The organism is Trinickia sp. EG282A, assembly GCF_040965455.1.
Taxonomy (GTDB): domain Bacteria; phylum Pseudomonadota; class Gammaproteobacteria; order Burkholderiales; family Burkholderiaceae; genus Trinickia; species Trinickia symbiotica.
Map to the genome: position 1 here is coordinate 1,011,714 of NZ_JBFRCC010000001.1, position 18,173 is coordinate 1,029,886.

General features: G+C 61.2%; 18 protein-coding genes and 2 pseudogenes. 16 read left to right on the forward strand and 4 right to left on the reverse strand.

Annotated elements, in window-relative coordinates; genetic code table 11:
* Positions 1 to 4: 4 nt before the first annotated feature.
* The 5 genes from AB4Y31_RS04675 to AB4Y31_RS04695 all read left to right on the forward strand — a co-directional run bounded on the left by AB4Y31_RS04675 (position 5) and on the right by AB4Y31_RS04695 (position 4,879).
* Positions 5 to 937 carry a LysR family transcriptional regulator gene (locus tag AB4Y31_RS04675; RefSeq protein ID WP_368673448.1) on the forward strand — a complete coding sequence of 311 codons (933 nt, stop codon included), beginning with the start codon at positions 5 to 7 and terminating at the stop codon, positions 935 to 937.
* Between the two features lie 219 nt (positions 938 to 1,156).
* On the forward strand, positions 1,157 to 1,786 hold the full coding sequence (locus AB4Y31_RS04680; RefSeq protein WP_020566201.1) for a transcriptional regulator: 630 nt from the start codon (positions 1,157 to 1,159) through the stop codon (positions 1,784 to 1,786).
* Positions 1,776 to 2,747, forward strand: coding sequence for an ornithine cyclodeaminase family protein (locus AB4Y31_RS04685; protein WP_018440886.1), 972 nt, complete (start codon positions 1,776 to 1,778; stop codon positions 2,745 to 2,747). Before AB4Y31_RS04680 ends, AB4Y31_RS04685 begins: the two co-directional genes overlap by 11 nt.
* A gap of 66 nt (positions 2,748 to 2,813) precedes the next feature.
* Entirely contained in the window at positions 2,814 to 3,950 is a 1,137-nt protein-coding gene (locus AB4Y31_RS04690) for a pyridoxal-phosphate dependent enzyme (RefSeq protein WP_368672903.1), read from the forward strand.
* Positions 3,950 to 4,879: an asparaginase domain-containing protein gene (locus AB4Y31_RS04695; RefSeq protein ID WP_368672904.1), complete on the forward strand. Its 930-nt coding sequence runs from the start codon at positions 3,950 to 3,952 to the stop codon at positions 4,877 to 4,879. Before AB4Y31_RS04690 ends, AB4Y31_RS04695 begins: the two co-directional genes overlap by 1 nt.
* 59 nt (positions 4,880 to 4,938) lie before the next feature.
* Here the strand turns inward: AB4Y31_RS04695 and AB4Y31_RS04700 are convergent, their stop codons facing one another.
* The gene (locus tag AB4Y31_RS04700; protein WP_368672905.1) at positions 4,939 to 6,084 is read right to left on the reverse strand and encodes a branched-chain amino acid ABC transporter substrate-binding protein; all 1,146 of its coding nucleotides are present in this window, start codon (positions 6,082 to 6,084) and stop codon (positions 4,939 to 4,941) included.
* Positions 6,085 to 6,517: 433 nt separating this feature from the next.
* On the opposite strand from AB4Y31_RS04700, the pseudogene AB4Y31_RS04705 reads away from it, so the two are divergent.
* Positions 6,518 to 6,619 (forward strand): annotated as a pseudogene (locus AB4Y31_RS04705) (hypothetical protein); the annotation flags it as partial.
* 140 nt (positions 6,620 to 6,759) lie between these two features.
* On the opposite strand, the gene AB4Y31_RS04710 reads toward AB4Y31_RS04705, so the two are convergent.
* Positions 6,760 to 9,063 (reverse strand): filamentous hemagglutinin N-terminal domain-containing protein, encoded by a 2,304-nt coding sequence (locus AB4Y31_RS04710; RefSeq protein WP_368672906.1) that lies wholly within the window; start codon positions 9,061 to 9,063, stop codon positions 6,760 to 6,762.
* 508 nt (positions 9,064 to 9,571) lie between these two features.
* Here AB4Y31_RS04710 and AB4Y31_RS04715 point away from each other — a divergent pair.
* Positions 9,572 to 10,054, forward strand: coding sequence for a hypothetical protein (locus AB4Y31_RS04715; RefSeq protein ID WP_368672907.1), 483 nt, complete (start codon positions 9,572 to 9,574; stop codon positions 10,052 to 10,054).
* Between the two features lie 912 nt (positions 10,055 to 10,966).
* Positions 10,967 to 11,329: pseudogene (locus tag AB4Y31_RS04720) on the forward strand (multidrug transporter subunit MdtN); the annotation flags it as partial.
* A gap of 132 nt (positions 11,330 to 11,461) precedes the next feature.
* Here the strand turns inward: AB4Y31_RS04720 and AB4Y31_RS04725 are convergent.
* Complete coding sequence (locus AB4Y31_RS04725) at positions 11,462 to 11,677, reverse strand: type II toxin-antitoxin system VapB family antitoxin (protein ID WP_368672908.1); 216 nt, start codon at positions 11,675 to 11,677, stop codon at positions 11,462 to 11,464.
* A gap of 176 nt (positions 11,678 to 11,853) precedes the next feature.
* On the opposite strand from AB4Y31_RS04725, the gene AB4Y31_RS04730 reads away from it, so the two are divergent.
* From AB4Y31_RS04730 to AB4Y31_RS04765, 8 genes are all read left to right on the forward strand, one after another.
* The gene (locus AB4Y31_RS04730) at positions 11,854 to 12,189 is read left to right on the forward strand and encodes an ArsR/SmtB family transcription factor (protein WP_368672909.1); all 336 of its coding nucleotides are present in this window, start codon (positions 11,854 to 11,856) and stop codon (positions 12,187 to 12,189) included.
* Positions 12,186 to 12,665 carry an ArsI/CadI family heavy metal resistance metalloenzyme gene (locus AB4Y31_RS04735; protein ID WP_368672910.1) on the forward strand — a complete coding sequence of 160 codons (480 nt, stop codon included), beginning with the start codon at positions 12,186 to 12,188 and terminating at the stop codon, positions 12,663 to 12,665. The genes AB4Y31_RS04730 and AB4Y31_RS04735 overlap by 4 nt, the downstream gene beginning before the upstream one ends.
* 20 nt (positions 12,666 to 12,685) lie before the next feature.
* On the forward strand, positions 12,686 to 13,180 hold the full coding sequence (locus tag AB4Y31_RS04740; protein WP_368672911.1) for an arsenate reductase ArsC: 495 nt from the start codon (positions 12,686 to 12,688) through the stop codon (positions 13,178 to 13,180).
* A 67-nt stretch (positions 13,181 to 13,247) separates the two neighbouring features.
* Positions 13,248 to 14,318: an ACR3 family arsenite efflux transporter gene (arsB, locus tag AB4Y31_RS04745; protein ID WP_368672912.1), complete on the forward strand. Its 1,071-nt coding sequence runs from the start codon at positions 13,248 to 13,250 to the stop codon at positions 14,316 to 14,318.
* Positions 14,319 to 14,779: 461 nt separating this feature from the next.
* Positions 14,780 to 14,962, forward strand: coding sequence for a hypothetical protein (locus AB4Y31_RS04750; RefSeq protein WP_368672913.1), 183 nt, complete (start codon positions 14,780 to 14,782; stop codon positions 14,960 to 14,962).
* 828 nt (positions 14,963 to 15,790) lie between these two features.
* Positions 15,791 to 16,339 carry a DUF4142 domain-containing protein gene (locus AB4Y31_RS04755; protein WP_368672914.1) on the forward strand — a complete coding sequence of 183 codons (549 nt, stop codon included), beginning with the start codon at positions 15,791 to 15,793 and terminating at the stop codon, positions 16,337 to 16,339.
* Positions 16,340 to 16,343: 4 nt separating this feature from the next.
* Positions 16,344 to 16,685, forward strand: a complete 342-nt coding sequence (locus tag AB4Y31_RS04760; RefSeq protein ID WP_368673449.1) for a cupredoxin family copper-binding protein — start codon at positions 16,344 to 16,346, stop codon at positions 16,683 to 16,685.
* Positions 16,682 to 17,386, forward strand: coding sequence for an RNA polymerase sigma factor (locus AB4Y31_RS04765; protein ID WP_368672915.1), 705 nt, complete (start codon positions 16,682 to 16,684; stop codon positions 17,384 to 17,386). Before AB4Y31_RS04760 ends, AB4Y31_RS04765 begins: the two co-directional genes overlap by 4 nt.
* 75 nt (positions 17,387 to 17,461) lie before the next feature.
* On the opposite strand, the gene AB4Y31_RS04770 is transcribed toward AB4Y31_RS04765, so the two are convergent.
* A complete protein-coding gene (locus tag AB4Y31_RS04770) occupies positions 17,462 to 18,142 on the reverse strand; it encodes a cytochrome c (protein ID WP_368672916.1) in 681 nt (226 codons plus the stop codon).
* Between the last annotated feature and the right edge of the window lie 31 nt (positions 18,143 to 18,173).

The window sequence follows — 18,173 nt, forward strand, 5'->3', positions numbered from 1 at the left end:
GAGAATGCAAAGAAAATTCGACGATTTACTGCTGGGTAGCATCGAGCTTTTCTGCCGTGCGGCGGAACTCGGCAGCTTCACATTGGCCGCGAACTCCGCGAGCGTCACGCCAGCGGCCGTTAGCCGTTCGGTCGCCCGTCTTGAAGCGCGTCTCGGTGCACGGCTGTTCGTACGTAACACGCGCCAGATCCGCCTGACGGATTCTGGACGGCGCTACTTCGAGCAATGCAGGCAGGCGCTGTCGCAGCTCGTGGACGCAGAACGCGAAATGACCGGGCAGCAGATGACACCGGCAGGCATGCTAAGGATCAGCATGCCGACCCCCTATGGCCACTACCGGGTGTTGCCGCTCTTGCCGGCTTTTCGCGAGCAGTATCCGGAGGTTCGGGTCGAGGCCCATCTGAGCAACCGCAATATCGACTTTGCCGATGAGGGCTTTGATCTCGCGATTCGCGGACGTGCTCCTGCCGACTCCGGCCTCGTCGCTCGCAAACTCGAGGACGCGGATATGGTGGTAGTCGCGACGCCGGCCTACCTCCAGCGAGCGGGCGTGCCGAAGACAGTCGGGGATTTGGTGGCGCACGAATGCATTCAGTTCGAGGTGCCTAGCAGCGGCCGCAATCTTGCCTGGACCTTCGACAACCCGTCCGGCGACGGCGAAGTATTGACTAAGGGCGCATATGTCACGTCGGGCGACGCGCTGGCCGGAGTCACCCTGGCGCGCAGCGGCGCCGGATTGTTCCAGACCTACCGCTTCGTCGTAGAGGAGGATCTGCGTGCAGGCCGTCTCGTGGAAGTGCTCCATGACCGTGGCCACCGCACGCGGCCGTTCATCCTGCTCTATCCGCACGGACGATACCTGTCTTCTCGAGTACGGGTGTTTGTAGACTTTCTCGTCGAGCGTCTCGCAAATGTGCCCCGCGCGCGCGTTGGATGAATGCCCTTGCAGGCCTTTGCGTTTGTCCCGGCGCTCCCATTCATGCGAAGGTTTTGCGGGCCGAACGTGTTGACCGGAGCGGAGATTTCCGAGACACCGTCCGGAAAATCAGCAGCCCCCGAAAACGTTCAGATCAGCTAGACGGTTTGTTGGTGATTTGACAAAACTTCTTGTAATGGCCAAACTGCCAGCATGCCAAAGAAAACTCCTGGACCCAACATGCCGAAGAAGACTCCCGAACAGCAGCTACTGCTGGGGCAGCTCAAACAGGTCGCTGAAGGGCTGGCAAAGACCTTTGCCCCATTTACCGAGGTCGTGGTCCATGACCTCCTGGATCCGGAGCACGCGGTGCTTGCGATCCACAATAATCTGTCAGGTCGAGAAGTCGGACAGCCTGCGACCGAACTCGGGCTTGCGCGGATCATGGACCCTGCCTACGAGCAGATCATCGCCAATTATCCGAACCAGTTCTCCGATGGCCGCCAGGTGAAGAGCACTTCCATCGGCATAAAGGACTCGAAGGGCGACTATATCGCCGCGCTGTGCTTGAACGTCGACCTCACGCTGTTCCGCGGATTTCAGAACATGCTGAGCCGGTTCATGGCGGTCGAGGGCACCACGCCTGCCAGTGAATCGCTGGATCCCGCTAACGCCGACCTCATTCGCACCCGTATCGACGAGTTCGCCGCACGCATGGCGTCGACACCCCGCTCGCTCAAGCCAGAGGAACGTCGCTCGCTCCTGAAGGAACTCAAGGCGGCCGGCCTGCTCGAGGTTCGTCGCGCAATGGACACCATTGCCGTCCATCTGGGCGTCTCTCGCGCAACGGTGTACAGCGATGCCAAGTGATGCGACGCTCCTTCTCGTCGACAAGCATGTCGTCGAGCAATTGCTCATACCGGACGACGTGATCGCGGCGGTGCGCGAGGCTTTCGAACTGCACGGACAGCGCGCGGGCCGCGTGTTTCCGGTAGTGCGCGAAAAGCTGGCCACAGGCGGCATCTTCGGTATCAAGTCCGGCGACGTCGGTAGCCAGGATCTGCTGGGGTTCAAGGCGGCCGGCTTCTGGCCAATGAACCGGACACTCGGCGGCGAAGCGCATCAGGCCACCGTGCTGCTGTTCGATCCGGCCACCGGCCGGCCCATGTGCGTGATCGACGGCAACGCCATCACCACGGCGCGCACGGCCGCGGCTGGCGCCCTGGGGCTTTCCCTGCTGGCGCGCCAGGACAGCGCAGTGGCCACGGTCTTCGGCACAGGCATTCAGGCGAAGGCACAGCTCGCATTTGCGCTCAGAACGCTGCCTTCGCTGACGCATGTGAATTACGTCTCGTTGGATCGGGAGCCGCAGGCAGACTTTGAATCTTTGTTTGCGGACCAATGCACATTGAGGTGCGCCGCGAATGCGGATGAGGCGGTCGCCGAAAGTGACCTCATTATCACCGCGACGACCGGTAGTGGCCCACTCTTCGATGCAACAGCGCTCCGCGCCGGGACGCATTTGAACTGCGTCGGCGCGGACACGCGAGGCAAGCGTGAGCTTCCCGCGGGCGTCCTCGATCGAGCCCGCGTCGTCGTCGATGACCTGGAGCAGGCCCGCGAGCTTGGTGAACTGCAATGGGCACCGCACACGCCTTCCGTCGAAATGGGAGACCTGGTCGGGGGCCGTGCAAAGTGGCGGCGCGACCCGACAGATATCAGCGTTTTCGACATGACCGGCCTGGCTTTGCAGGACTTGACCGTCGCTCGATTGATCCACCGCCGCGCCACCAACCTGGGTCTCGGCGTCACCGTGGCGTGGCCCTGGTGATCGTCACAGCCATCATCGTCTTGGTCTTGCAGCGATCCAGCATGCGCCAACCAGGAGTCGGAAAACTTGAAACCGCACTACGTTGAGCCGCTCAGCGGCGCCACCTATCCTTTGGACACGCCTCGGTGGTGTTCGGACGACCGCAGACCGCTCCTGATCTCGCCGCTGGCTGGAATTTCCCGAGATGACATCGACAGACGCCTTCGCTCCCAGTGGCGCTATCGCGCATCGCTTCCAGTCGAGATCGTCTCCCCTATCTCCATGGGGGAAGGTTGCACCCCCCTGATCCAGAAGACATGGGACGACCACCGGCCGCATTTCAAGCTGGAGTGGTTCAGCCCGACAAGCAGCTTCAAGGATCGCGGCACCACGGTGATGCTCTCGATGCTGCGGCAACAAGGCATCACGTCCGTTCTGGAGGACAGTTCAGGCAACGGCGGAGCGTCGGTGGCGGCTTATGGCGCTGCAGGCGCTATGCGCGTGAAGATTCTGGCTCCCGCATACGCGTCGCCCGCGAAGATCGCCCAAATGCGAGCCTACGGGGCGGAGGTACAACTGGTCGACGGGCCTCGACAGGCGTGTGAGGATGAGGCAGTCCGGCAGTCCGCGAGCATCTTCTTCGCCAGCCACAATTGGCAGCCATTTTTCCTCGAAGGGACCAAGTCGATCGGCTACGAGATCTGGGAGGACCTCAACTTCCAGGCGCCGGACAACATCGTCATGCCTGCAGGCGCCGGCAGCAATGTACTCGGCTGTTATATGGCGTTCTCGGAACTGGTGCGCGCGGGGCAGATTCACAAAATGCCCAAGCTCTTCGTTTGCCAGCCATTGAACTGCTCTCCCATCGATGCGAGCTTCCAGGCGGGCGTCACGACTCCCGTTCCGCGCGAGGTTCAAAAGACAGTTTCCGAGGGGACGGCCATCGCTCATCCTCTACGGCTGGCGCAGGTGGTCAACGCTGTGAGAGAGACGGGCGGCATGACTGTCGCTGTGGAAGAAGAGGCTATCGTGGAAGCTCTCAGGCGGATTGCGCGACTAGGCCTTCTGCCGGAACTGACTTCGGCCACCGCGGTTGCAGGATTTGATCGGCTTACTAAGGTTGGGGCGATTCGGGCGCGAGAGGAGACGGTTGTCCTGTTGACAGGCACTGGTATCAAGAACGCCGGAGCCATCGCGGATATGTACGCTAAAGGCCAAGCCTAATGAAAATCGGACTCCTGAATTGCGGCGGTACCATCACGGAAAGCTATCAGGTTGACGGGACCATCAGGCGGCTATTGGCAAAGGATTTGATCGCATTGAGCGGTCAAGCAGATTGGATCGGACATGACATCGATCCTGTCGATAGCTGCGATCTGACTTTTGCCTCACTTTGCCGGGCTCGTGATGTCATGCGGCAGGATCGAGAGAGCGAAGCTTTCGTCATATGCTGCGGCACCGACGCAATGGAAGATGTGGCCTATGCCGCCACTTTGCTTTTTGATCGTGGCCGGCCTGTCGTTATAACCGGTGCTGCGATCCCCGGTGGCAATGCCAATGCCGATGGTCCGCGCAATCTGACTGATTCTGCAAATTTGGCGCGGGCCATGCCACAGGGTGCGAGTGCGCTCGTTGCCTTCGCGGGACGGATTTTCGATCCAGTTTCGATCGTCAAGATATGGCCGCAGGCGATTCAGCCCTTCGGACCGGAAACAGCGATCCGCGGTTCCATAGAGGCCGATATCGTCACGCTCACAGGATCGGGAACCGTTGACGAGAGTTACGCGGAACTCGATGTATCCGATCTCGGCGCCCGCGTTGCGATCGTCACGGAGACCTTCGGGTTACTCGTTGGCTTCCCCGATATCTCTGAACTCGACGGTATTGTCGTGGCAGGCAAGGGCGCAGGGGGCTTCTCCGCGCAGTCAGAGAGACTTCTGAGCGAAGCTGCACGGCACGTCCCTGTCGTGCTATCGACACGCTGCGCCCATGGTTTCCGGGTCAATCCAGCCGTAACGAAATATGCCTTTGATCGCGCCCACAACCTCGGCCTGACCACGGCAGGTTATGACGGTCTGAACGCATCAAAGGCACGAATTCGGCTGATAGCCGAGCTTGGTCGTGCCAATCGCAGCGAAAAGGCTGGGCGCTGATCAGCGCCTCGTCGACTTGGCGCGGGCGCTTGCAGGCTCCCGCGTCAGCTCTGCTTCGATTACATCTTCTCGACCGCGAGCAGCGTCCGCTGGCCTTTGACGTATTTGTAGAGTGAGATGGAGCTGTCCTTCAAGTCGCCGTGCTCGTCGAACCGGATATGGCCAATCAGGGTGTTGAGATTGGTCGAGGGCATGGCGGCCAGGATACTGGCGCGCGTGATCGAGTTGGAGCGTTTCATGGCATCGACGATCACGTAGACGGCGCTGTAGGCAACCGCCGAGTAGACCACCGGATCGTGGCCGTACGCGGCCTTCAGGTCCTTGCTGAACGCAGCGCTGCCGGCCATCGCGGACAGATCGCCGCCCGCAACCGAGCAAACCACGTTGTCGGCGGCGTTGCCGGCCAGCCTGGCCAGGTTGGTCGTGCAGACGCCGTCGCCCGCCAGAATCTTGGCGGTGACTGCCAGCTGCATGGCCTGCTTGGCGAAGGGGCCGGCGGTGGCGTCCTCGCCGCCATACATGATGGCGTCGGGGCGTTCGGCTTTGATCTTGGTGATGATGGCCTTGAAGTCAGTGGCCTTGTCGTTGGTCGCGTCGCGCGAGAGCACCTGGATGCCTTCGGCCTTGGCGGTCTTCTCGAACTGGTCCGCAAGGCCCTGCCCGTACGCCGTGGCGTCGTCGACGATGGCGACCGTCTTGACCTTCTGGTTTTGGGCGTACTTGGCTAACGCGGGGCCCTGCTGGGCGTCCGTGCCAATGACGCGGAAGGCGGTCTTGTACCCCTGCAGCGTGTACTGCGGGTTGGTCGAGCCCGGGGTGATCTGGGTGACGCCGTTGTCGCTGTAGATTTTCGACGCGGGGATGGACACGCCGGAATTCAGGTGGCCGATGACAGCCACTACGCCGTCGTCGACGAGTTTCTGCGCGACATTGGTACCCGTCTTGGGATCGGCCTGGTCGTCCAGCGATTCGACTTCGAGGACGACCTTTTGGCCCCCGATGACGAGATTGCCGGCCTTGTTGATTTGATCGACGGCGAGCTTGACGCCATCGGCCGCATCCTGGCCCATGTGTGCAATGTTGCCGGTCAGTGGTTCGGCGCTGCCGATCTTCACGGTCACGTCGGCAAGAGCGGCTTGACCGTAGGCCATGGCAATGCAGGCGAGAGTCAGCGCGGCGTTGAGGGGTTTGAGTTGAGATTTCATATGCTTGAGCCTCTTGTCGAACTAGGTTGCTGTTGAAAAATGCGTGCGGCGTCCGCCATCGAAATGACCGGCATTGCCGAGATTTCGAATTCGAGTATTCGTCAGAGCAACCCATCAGCCGAGGGCAAGCTGATTAGCACTCCTTAGCGTTGGCGATCGGCAAGCTGGCCGCTGGTCAGCGGTCCATCCGTTGCAGGGGACCCCTCGTCCTAGAAAGATTATCTAGAATTAAATAAAATGTATTGTAGGGGTAAACGCTTAGCCCCCGATCGACTTGCGACCATGAGTTGAACGACCGATAGAAGGAGGGGAGGCCGGCCGAAAGTCTGGTGACGCGCCTCGAACGCGACGGGCGTCGAGCCGACTTCCGCATTCGTGCCGGTGGTTCAGATCGGCGAGATCGAGGCGTCTGTCACTGACGCGGCAAGAGGAAGAGGAAGCCGAAACGGAAACGCAGGTAGCCGGTCATGCGCGCAAGCCCGGGCGCAATCCGCTCGATCCGGCTTTGCCGCGAGAAGTCGTTCGCTATGAACTCGAGAACTGCATCGAGCACGGGCAGCTTGATCGCCGTGATCACGCCGTTGGCGGCCCGCGTGGTCGAATTCCCGTGCGCCTTAGTGGCCGGTTGATCGGTGACTTAGGCTGCCATCGCAGGTCTGCGTTGCAGGAAAATGATCATTCGCCGGCCGGATGCTCGACTTGCCATCGCAGCACGGGGTGAGTCGCTCCGGCTGGCATTGCCCAAGCGCCGTTCGGCCCAAAATCCCAGCCGACGAAGCTGGCGGGATCGCTCATCTGCGCCGTCGTCAAGCCGTTGCTCGCAGGCGCGCCGCCGCCGTGTGTCGGCGTCAGCCCTGTCGTTTCGACGTTCCAATAATTGTCGGCCGTCACCGTACCGAGGTTGACGTTGGTCAGTGCGCCGAGGGAAGGGGCCGTCATCCAGTCCCCCGTGACCGGGCCTGTAACGAATGACTGGCTGATCGTCCCCGTGTTGTAGGCGACGAGCCCGCCGGGCAGCGAGGGATGACTGATACCCTGGACCGAGCCTGTCGAATAAGATTGCGTGATCGTGCCGTCATTCTCCCCAACGAGCCCGCCCAGGTAGCTCGTCTGTGCTGAGACCGCGACGTTAGCAGCAGAGCGTTCGATAAGCCCCAGGTTCTGCCCCACGAGGCCGCCGAGATCCATGTAATTCGAAGCCGTGAGCGAGCCGCTCACGAAGACGTTCGCGATGTGGCCTTGATTGATCCCGGCGAGCAGACCACCTTGCGACGTTGTGTAGCCGTAATTGATCGGCGACGAGCGGCTGTTCGTCAGGTTCAGATTTCGGACTACGCCCGCACTGCCGATCACGCCGAAGAGCCCGGACGGTAGCGGCGGCGAGACGTAAGGCGTCGAATAGACCGGCATGACCAAGATGTTGTCGATCGTGTGGTACATGCCGTCGAACTGACCGGAAAACGGCGTCGAGGCGTTGCCGATCGGCGTAAAGTTGGCGCCTCCGTCATCGAGATTCTTGCCGAGCGCGTAGTTGCCGGCCAAGTTCTGCGAGATGTTTTCCAGATCGGCGATCGAATTGACTAGCTGGTAGCCGGTGATCTGCGTTTGCAATCCACTGCCGGTTGCGGGCGTCCATGCGGCGTTCGCCAACAACTTGCCGGGTGCATACGTCCCATTCATGTCATAGAGCAGGCTCACGGTCCCCGTGCTGTTCGACCAATCGGCGGTACCGTAATCGAGGACGCTGCCGCCGTTGTCGATGCCGGTGGCATCCGCACGCAGCGTCAGGTTGCCGCTGCCCTGGTTCTTGATCGTCATGCCCTTGACGACGTTCACCGTGTGATAAGCGCCCAAAGTGAGGTACGCTGCGCCGCTCCAGCCGATGTTCGACGCTACGTTGATGTCGCCGGTTTGGCCAGAAGCGCCCGTCGTCTCCAGGTTGACCGACGTGCCGGCGTTCAAGCTGCGCGACAGTGATGTCGCGGCGAAATTGTCGATCTTGATGGTCGGCGTCGTGATGTTCCAGACGCCGGCCGATACCGTCGGCGTGTATTGGAAGACGATGTTGCCTGCGTTGGTGTCGACCGTGCCGCCGCTGCCATCGACATTCTTTGCCGAGGTTGGACCGGAGAGTGTCACGGAGCCGCTTTCGGCGACGAGCCAGATGTGGCCATCACGCGTGGCGGTTCCCGTCGCGCGGATCGCTTCGTGGTTGCCCGTCAGCGCGAAGACATTGCCGTCCGCCGCTTGCAGGCTGACTTGGGCGGCGTAGATCGCGCCTTGATTGAGCACGGTCCCCCCGCTGCCCGCTTGCACGAAGACCTGGCGGCTGCTCGACGAATCCTGCAGCAGCACCTGCTGGCCCACGGCCAGCTCGGCCGAACCCTGCGGTGCACTGATGCCGCCGACGTTAGTCACGCCTTTGCTCGCGATGAGGACTACGTCGCCGCCGCTCGAGCCGATCTTGCCAAGGTTGACGACTTCCGCATCGGAGTTGCCCGAGAACGTGAGTGGACCGCCGTTCATGAACGCGGTGTTATCGGTATCGAGCGTTGAGGCGACGAAGCGGCCGCCGGTCGAGATGACGCCGCTCGTGCCGATGACGATGCCTTGCGGATTGATCAGGTAGACGCTGCCCGTCGCCGAAAGCGTGCCGAGAATCGATGAGGGATCGCCACCCGTGACGCGGTTCAGCGTCGCGCCCGTGCCGTTCGTGATGCTGACGTGATTGCCATTGCCGATCGAGAAGCTCGTCCAGTCGATGATGCCGCGACTCGACGTTTGGTTGATCGTCAGCGACGTAAGATTGCCGTTGATCGAGCCCGTACCGGCGACGAACTGCCCGCCGCTCGGCAACGGGCCGGCCGCGTGGACGCGCCCCGGCAGGGCGAACGATAAAGCGATGAAGATCGGTGCGAATGCGGGTGGCACCGTGCGTCGCACGGGGCGTGACTGTCCGGTCAATGCGGCGTAAGCCATCGCGGTCTCCTCTGCCCTTTAGGAGGCGCGAGCCATGCCGGCAGGCGCGAGCGCCCCGCGGGCAATCGATGGGCGCGACGGCATTCATTCTATTAATCGGATTGAGCGCGTCTACCGCCAGCGCGGCCAAAAAGACTGACTTTCGTGCCATTGTGCGGAGCGTCGGTGATAGGCTTTCCGGCGAACAGGAAGCGGCCGAGCGCGAACAGCGAAAACAGCAAAGGCCAATCTTAAAGCCGTGCTCGCGCAAGCTGAGTGAGCCTGTCGCATGAAGGGGGCACCCGCTTCGTCGGACCGATCGCCGCCGGACGGATCGGCCGGGCGCCCATGGCGATTCCTGGCGTATAGCGATAGGAAGGAACAATGGTTGCGCGCCTAAGCTTGCCCTATGTTTGTTCTAACGCCGGTCGTTTCGAGGGCGCATCGGTTACCGTTTGCGCAATGTTTGTCGTGCGCATGACGGCGCGATGGCGCCGCACGACCGGACACAGCCGTGAAGGAGGCTCAAATGGCAGACGAAAAGAAAACCACGCAATCGGAAACCGCTGCAGACCAATCGAAGTCGGAACGCGGCGCCGAATCTCGGTGGGAACGATCCCGGTCTGAACGCGGCGCCGATTCCAGGACGGAAGGCGGGAGGAACTACGGATTGCGCGGTGCGACGGAAACGGCGACCGAGGAATTCAGCGGCCCCATTATCGGTTTCGCGGGCGATACGGTGACGGGCACGCTACGCGCCACGGGTGCCATCGCGAACGACGCCGTCGAGGTGGTGCGAGACGTGCTGGTCGGAGCCGTGCACGCCACGGAAGAAGTCGGCGCCGAAACGCTCGGTGCGGTAAGCTCGCTCGGCAATGGGGTGGTGACCACCGCTCGCGACCTGCTTGTTGGCAGCGTAGGCGGAATCCGCGACATTCTTGGCTCCGCATTGCCACTCAGGCGGGGCGTACCGGAAGCCGGTACCGCGCGCGAGGGCGCCGCGAGCCGCTAAGGTCGCTTACGTAACCACGACTTCAGCGCGCATGGCTGGCCGCGCCTGACTTCTACCTCGAGCTTGCGCGTCACGGTTGCGGTCTACCGCACGCAGTGTCGGCGCTCACTTGCACGACCCTTGAGGCGTTGACCGGGCATTATCTTAAGGACTGCCTCGCGGGCGCGCTTATTGACTTTCGCATGGAGCGTCTCGATCGGCCCATGATCAAGCGCGCTCATCGCACTGGCTCGCCGAGACGGCTCCATGCGTGCGACAAACCGACGCCCTAGGGTTCGCCTTGTATGCGGGCGCGGCGCACTGCCTCCTGGATAGCGGAACAAATGCGGCGGTGATGATATTCGTCGTCAGTACGCCCTGTATTCCGAGCAGCACGCCAGCGTTGCGAGGCGTTGCTCCTGAAATCAACTTTAGGCCGCAAGCGGCGCTGCGCGCCTTTGCACGAGGGTGTGTGAGACCTTCGTATCGGTGGGAAGGAATGCCGTCTCGTCCTGCGACCAAAGTCTAATTGCGGCTGCGCTGGGTTTACCTTCAAATCGCCTCACACGCCAGAAGCATTCGTGGACGCCAACAAAACGGCCGGCTTGATCAACTCGAGGAACTACATGGAGTGCTATTCGCGACGCGCCTCGATGGATGCCATCGAATCGGCGCCCAAATCAGAGCGCTTGTTCAAAGCATCTGTCATTGCCGTCTGTGGCTGGGCACTGATTGAGGAGCCGTTGGAACTCGGCGGGACCAAATATGAGCTCATTAAGCGTCTCGAGTTTGGCATCGCTGTCAACGGCCAGTCTGCTACTCAGTGGTTGCTCATTTGCGCCGTCCATCCCGCTGTTCGGCGCAGCCTTTCCAGACTGGTTGTTTTGCGTCGTGGGCGGCGTCACCGCAACCGTCGCGGTCCATCTCGCGCTGACCTCGTTAAAGCCTGTTTTTACCTTGATCGATACACGGCATTGGTACGTCATCGCCAACTTTCAGGAAACGGAACCGAAGAATGTGCATGCAGGCTGGCCGTCCATGGTGTACCTGATGAGCGATTCTGCCAAGCGCTTCACAGGCGTGGTCGATTCGATCAGCTACGGCGTGCTGCCAGATGACGGTGGAGTGGTGCACGAGGGACTCGCAAGTGTGCAGCGCACGATCAACTGGGTGCATGTGTCGCAACGCTTCCCTGTCAAGATTGCGGTGCGCAATCCCGGTCCCGTATTGTTCCGCCTCGGCACCTCCCCGGTCGCAATCCTTAAGCGCGGCGACGCGGCAGCACCGACACGATGAGGATGGCCATGGCGTTGACCGACTATCTCCCCCCGAGCTTGCGGCGATTGGCTTGCTTTCTCTGCGACGAGATCCGCGCTAACCCAGGGCGTGCGAACGTGATGCTGCGTTGCGTGTTGGCAAGCGCGATCGTCATTGCCGTATCCATGACATTGCAGGTGCCTTTTCTCGCGCTCTCTCTGCGGTGATGCCCGGTTGACTGCCACCCAAGGCAGCGAGCCTGCGCGCGGCTTCGCGCTCGATAAGCGCTTTCAAGGCTTCGCGCACAAGGGCGGAGTTCTCGCTCAACCCGGTGTAGTCCTGGGCGCGAGAGATCAAATCATCGTCCAAAACGATTGTGGCTCGCATAACAACCTCCGTCATCAAGGCACGATAGCATCAATCGATGTCTGAACTCGTGCAATGCGGTGCATCTCCGTGTCCAACTGCATCGACTCTCGGCATTGCGCGTTGCGAAACGTTGCGCGTTTTCGCTGCGCAAGATGTTAGCTTGCTTTATTTGATACTTCGACTATTATGGAAACATGGAAGCGAACCAAACCGTTGTCGCACTTGCGGCACTCGCCCACGAATCCCGGCTCGCCGTTTTCCGCGCTTTGGTGCAGGCGGGACCGCAGGGCTTGCCTGCCGGCCAGATCGCCGCGCTGCTGGACGTGCCCCCGTCGTCACTCTCGTTCCATTTGAAGGAGCTGGCCCACGCGCAGCTAGTGACCAGTCGCCAGGAAGGCCGTTTCATCTTTTACTGCGCAAACTTCCCAACGATGAACGGCCTGCTCGCTTACCTCACGGAGAACTGCTGTGGTGGCAACCCCTGCTCGCCGACAGCTTCCTGTTCAACGTCCAAGGAGCGTCGATCATGAAACGCTTTCACGTTCACGTTAGCGTCGCCAATCTGTCGGACAGCATTCGCTTTTATTCGGCGTTGTTTGCCGCCGAGCCGAACGTAGTCAAGGCCGACTACGCTAAGTGGATGCTCGAGGACCCGCGCATCAATTTCGCGATCTCGCAGCGCGGCGCGAGCCCAGGGCTCGATCATCTCGGCGTGCAGGTCGAGAGTGAAACAGAGCTTGCGGAGATGCATGAGCGCCTGAATGTCGCTGCCTTGCCCGTCGATGCACAAGTCGGAACGGCGTGCTGCTATGCGCGCTCCGACAAATACTGGACGATCGATCCGCAAGGCATTGCTTGGGAGACGTATCAAACGCTGGGCGAGATCCCGACCTTCGGGGAATCCCGTGATGCGGCCCCGATCGAGCGGAATGCCGAGGTTTCTGCTTCCTGTGCGCCCACGTGCGGCAAAGCGATTGGCGTGCCGGTGAAATCCACCTGTTGCTGACGCAAACCTGGGGCATCCGCATGAGCACTAACGTATTGATCCTCTGCACCCACAACTCGGCGCGTAGCGTGCTGGTGGAAGGAATGCTCAATCATTGGGCCGCAAAGCTCGGCAAGGACGTGCGCGCGTACAGCGCCGGTAGCGCGCCGAGCGGCCGGCTCAATCCTTTCGCGCTGGAAGCGTTGATGGGTGCGGGCGTGGATGTCAGCGGGTATCGCAGCAAAAGCTGGGACGAGTTCGTCGGCGACGACGCGCCGGAAATGCGGATCGTCATCACCGTCTGCGATAGCGCGGCGTCGGAGGCATGCCCGCACTGGCCTGGCAGTCCGGTGAAAGTTCATTGGGGCTACGCCGATCCGTCGAACGCATTGGGCGGCGAGGACGGCAAGCGACTCGCGTTCGAACTCACGCGCCAGGCGATCGGCTATCGGATGCTTCAATTGCTGGCGCTTCCGCTTGGTAGCTACGACAACGCTGAGCTTCAGAGGGCGCTGACAGAGATCTCTCGCAGCTGATCGTACGATCGAAGCCTCCCTCGGGAATTCAGGCGCCGTCAACGTCGACAACACCAATACCGCTCCAATGAACACGTCCAACTTTGCCCCACCGCGAAAAGTCGTCGCGAAGCCTGCCATCAGCTTTTTCGAGCGCTACTTGAGCGTCTGGGTGGCGTTATGCATCGTCGCGGGCATTGCATTCGGGCAGGCGCTGCCCCTAGTGTTCGAACAGATCGCCCGGATCGAATACGCAAAGGTCAATCTCCCCGTCGGGCTCTTGATCTGGGTGATGATCATCCCGATGCTCGTCAAGGTCGACTTCGGTGCGTTGCACGAAGTCCGTCAGCATGTGAAAGGCATCGGCGTCACGCTCTTCGTCAACTGGCTCGTCAAGCCATTCTCGATGGCATTTCTTGGCTGGCTGTTCATCAAGCACGCGTTCGCGCCGATGCTGCCCGCTGCACAGCTCGACAGCTACATCGCCGGCCTCATCCTGTTGGCCGCTGCGCCATGCACAGCGATGGTATTCGTATGGAGCCGCCTAACGGGCGGCGATCCACTGTTCACGCTTTCGCAGGTCGCGCTCAACGACAGCATCATGGTGGTCGCATTCGCGCCGCTGGTCGGACTGCTACTTGGCATTTCCGCGATCACGGTGCCGTGGGCGACGCTGCTTACGTCGGTGGTGCTCTACATCGTCATCCCTGTCATCCTCGCGCAGATATGGCGCAAGCGGCTGCTGTCGAAGGGGCAGGTGGCGTTCGACGTTGCAATGGCGAAGATCGGCCCGTGGTCCATCGCCGCACTGTTGGCGACGCTCGTGCTGCTGTTTGCCTTCCAGGGTGAAGCGATCCTCAAGCAACCGGTGGTGATCGCATTGCTCGCGGTGCCGATCTTAATTCAGGTGTTCTTCAACTCGGCGCTCGCTTACTGGCTTAATCGCGCGGTCGGCGAAAAGCACAACGTCGCATGTCCGTCGGCACTCATCGGCGCATCGAACTTCTTCGAACTGGCGGTTGCAGCGGCAATCAGCCTGTTTGGCTTCGATTCTGGCGCGGCGTTGGCAACCGTCGTGGGCGTGCTGATTGAAGTGCCGGTCATGCTGCTGGTTGTACGCATCGTCAAGCAGTCGAAAGACTGGTACGAGCGAGCCTGAGCATAGGCGCTTTCACGCGTTTCTGATTTGGATCGATGCCCTTATGCAGGCCGCATGGATCAGTGCCCGTGCATGGCACCGCCAACGCCTCTTCCCATGGAGTGACCGCCTGCCCCACCCGAGACATGTCCGCCTTCGCCGACCCCGCCAAATCCGCCGGTCCCCATATGCCCCGCTTGCGCGGGAACAGTCGGCCGCATCACTGCCATACGCGGCGCTTGAACAGGGACGCTCGGCCGCATCACTGCCATGTGCGGCGCTTGAACGGGGGGACTTGGCCGGACCACGGCCATATGCGGCGTTTGAATAGGGGCGCTCGGACGCATCACTGCCACGTGCGGCGCTTGAGCGCGGACGCTTGGCGGCACCACCACCACGTGCCGCGCTTCAGCGGCGGCAGGCGGCACGGCTACGTTATGCGCCCGCCGAGGAGGCGGCACGCTGGACGGCATGGCTGCGATGTGATTGCGACGGTGGTCGAATCGATCACGGTCAAAGGCGTGGTCGAATTGGGGGCCGAACCGATCACGGTCGAAGTCATGGTCGAAATGGTGGCCGAAGCGATCGTGATCGAAGTCGTGGTCGAAGTCGTGATCGAAACGATGGTGATGGTGGTGGCGGTGAAAATCGAAGAAGACGACTGATCCACCGAACAACACCGGCGGCCCAAAGTACCAGGGCCCGTAATAGTCCGGCCCATAATGGTACGCGTAGTCGGCGGACGCGTAGTCCGGCATCAGCCAAGACTGGCCGTCGCTGTTCACGAATACCCAGGTGCCGTCAGGCTGCTGGCAAGCTCGCCCGGTGTACGGCTGCATGACGCCGTCTATTTCCGCCTGGCCTGACACGTCGCGGCACATGAAAGTGTCGATCGGCTGTCCTTCATAAGTCTGAGCGATCACGGTGGCGGCGCACACGAGGCCGGTAAGTAGCGCAGAGCCGAGTCGAACTGTGTTGCACATAATGTCACCTGCAGGAGCATGCGCCGGGCGCGGTATAACCGCTTCAGCGGGACGCTCCAGTGTTGTCCTGCTCTCTTATGCGCTCTACTACAGAGAAACGCGTGGAATGTCGCGTTTATTCCGCCCAACCGGCCGCGCGACCGCGCGCTGACTCTCTGATACCAATTTCGTAATAGATAACGTTCCGCCCCAAGATAATCCATTCGCCGGTGGACGAATCGCTGATGGGAACTGCCCGGGGCTGCGCGCCGCACTGAGCACGTCCAGGCCAACGCTCTTGCACAACGCATGCCCACTAGTCAATGAACGCGCCGCTAATGACATAGCGGTGATCCCGGCAGGTCGGCGTGTGGTCCGGCTTCCATCGGTGCGCGCACCCGCATGCTTCGAAAAAACGGTTCTCGGGGTCGTCGCGGCGGAACGCCGCGATCGGTCGTGACATCTATCGCCTCAGATCCGCCCATCGTCAACTGACGAGTGCGGCCGTTGAACTCGAACAGGAGAAAACTTATGTCCTTGTTAAACAGACTGGGGCTGGTGGCATTGCTTTCGACGTTGCCGCTAGTGGCGTACGCCCAGGACGCGCAGGTGACCGATCCGCAGATTGCCGCGATCGTCGTCACGGCGAATCAGGTCGACATCGATGCCGGGAAGCTCGCACAAAGCAAGGCTCACGCGAAGCAGGTCAAAGAGTTCGCACAACTGATGATTACGGACCATACGAATCTCAACAAGTCAGCCGCCGCTCTCGCGAACAAGCTGAATCTCAAGCCTGAGGAAAACCCAACGAGCGAGGCGTTGAGGAAGGGCGGTGACGACAACTTGGCCACGCTCAAGACGCTCAAAGGCCGTGACTTTGACAAGGCCTACGTTGAGCACGAGGTTGCCTATCACCAGCAGGTGCTGGATGCGATCGACAAGACGCTGATTCCTTCGGCAAAGAACGAGGAATTGAAGGGATTGCTCGTCAAGGCGCGCCCGGTCATCGTTGCACACCTCGAACACGCTCGTGGACTCGAGTCGAAACTGGGTGCTGATCGTGGCAAGAAAGCCGATTGATCCAATGCGATCATCCTCATGGCGGCGCATGGCGTGCCGGACCGTCTTTGTTGCCGCGGTCGCCGGAATGGGCTGCGCCGCTGCCGCCACAACGACGCACACCGTCATCATCGAGGGGATGCGCTTCAACCCGGATAGCTTGACGGTGGAGCGGGGCGATAAGATTGTCTGGGTGAACAAGGATCTGGTGGCGCACACGGCTACGGCTACGCATGCGTTCGATTCGCACGAGATCGCGCCACAGGCGTCGTGGACGTACGTCGCGCGTAAGCCCGGCCGCTATACCTACGTCTGCACGCTTCACCCAACCATGGAAGCGACACTCATTGTCAAAGGGAAGCGATGATGCAGGCAACGACTGACCGGCGATCGACCGACGTCAACCTGTCGGACGTTGGGGATGTTGCACTTGCCAAGCTCATCGCGGCGGGGGATCGTGCGGCGTTCGAGCATCTGATGCGTCGCTACAATCGGCGTCTGTACCGGCTTGCGCGAGCCACGTTGCGTGACGACGCCGAAGCGGAGGATGCGCTCCAAGATGCCTACGTCGCGGCGTTCCGTGCCATTGCGCAATTTCGTGGCGAGGCATCGCTCGCGACTTGGCTCTCGCGTCTCGTGCTCAATGAATGTTTCGCGCGTCAGCGTCGGGGCGCTCGGCGTCACAACATCGCCCCGATGGTTAGTACGTCCGTCATGACTGATTTCGAGCGGGATACCATGGACGCAGCTAAGAGCCCATCGCCGGATCAGGCGCTCATGCGCACTGAGCTGCGCGCGTTGCTCGAGCGCAAGCTCGATGCGTTACCGGAGGCGTTCCGGGTCGTCTTCGTCTTGCGGTGTGTCGAGGAGTTGAGCGTGGAGGAGACGGCACAGTGTTTGGGCATACCAGAGGCTACCGTGCGCTCGCGTCATTTCCGAGCAAGGAGCATTTTGCGCGAATTGCTAGCGCAGGAAATCGATCTCGCCGAGCGCGACGTATTCTCGTTCGGTGGCGAGCATTGCAATCGCATCGTCGCGGAAGTGCTGGCGAGGCTTGATAACGGTTGAGCTTCTGCTCGCACACCAGCAGCAGGCGCGCAGTTGCTGAGAAGCCGGGGGCAGCTCAGAGATGGCTGCGCGGGTTCAGGGGGATAGACGCGCGGTGCTGTGGCCGTCGGTCGACGCACTGGGGGCTGGGAGAGCCTGCAAGAAGGCGGCGACCGAGCGCATATCCTCCGCAGACATGTTATCGGACACCGGCTTCATGGGATCGCCGCGGGGCCTTTGACCGCTGTGACGAAAGACCATGAGCTGCTTCACGATGTAGTCCGCATGTTGGCCGGCGAGTCGTGGCGTCTCGCCCAATCCCTCGCCGTTTGCGCCATGACAGGCACTGCAAGCCGCGACGCTTCTGTTCGGTATGCCCGTCATATAAATGGCGCGGCCGACGTCGACGACCGGAGAATTGCCCAACGTAGCGCGGGGAGGAGGACGGCTCGAAAAATACGTGGCGAGCTGCTCGATTTGCGCCTCGCTCAGGTGCCTGAAGCCCCACATGAATTTTTGTGCATTCGGATCAGCGCGTCGATGAGCCCTGAAGTCCGTCAGTTGCGCGACCAGGTACTCCCGTGGCTGGGCTGCCAGCTTCGGAAACATAGGCGAGACCGAGACTCCATTGACGCCATGGCAGTTCGAACAGACCTGCAGCGCGATCGTTCTTCCGGCAACAGCCGGATCGTCGACCGATCGGGATCGTTCGAGATTGTGGCAACCAGTCTCGCCCAGCAGCGTGACAATAACGATCAATCGCGGCGTTTGCTTCATTTCACGGGTCTCCATGCGGCGTGTTTGATGA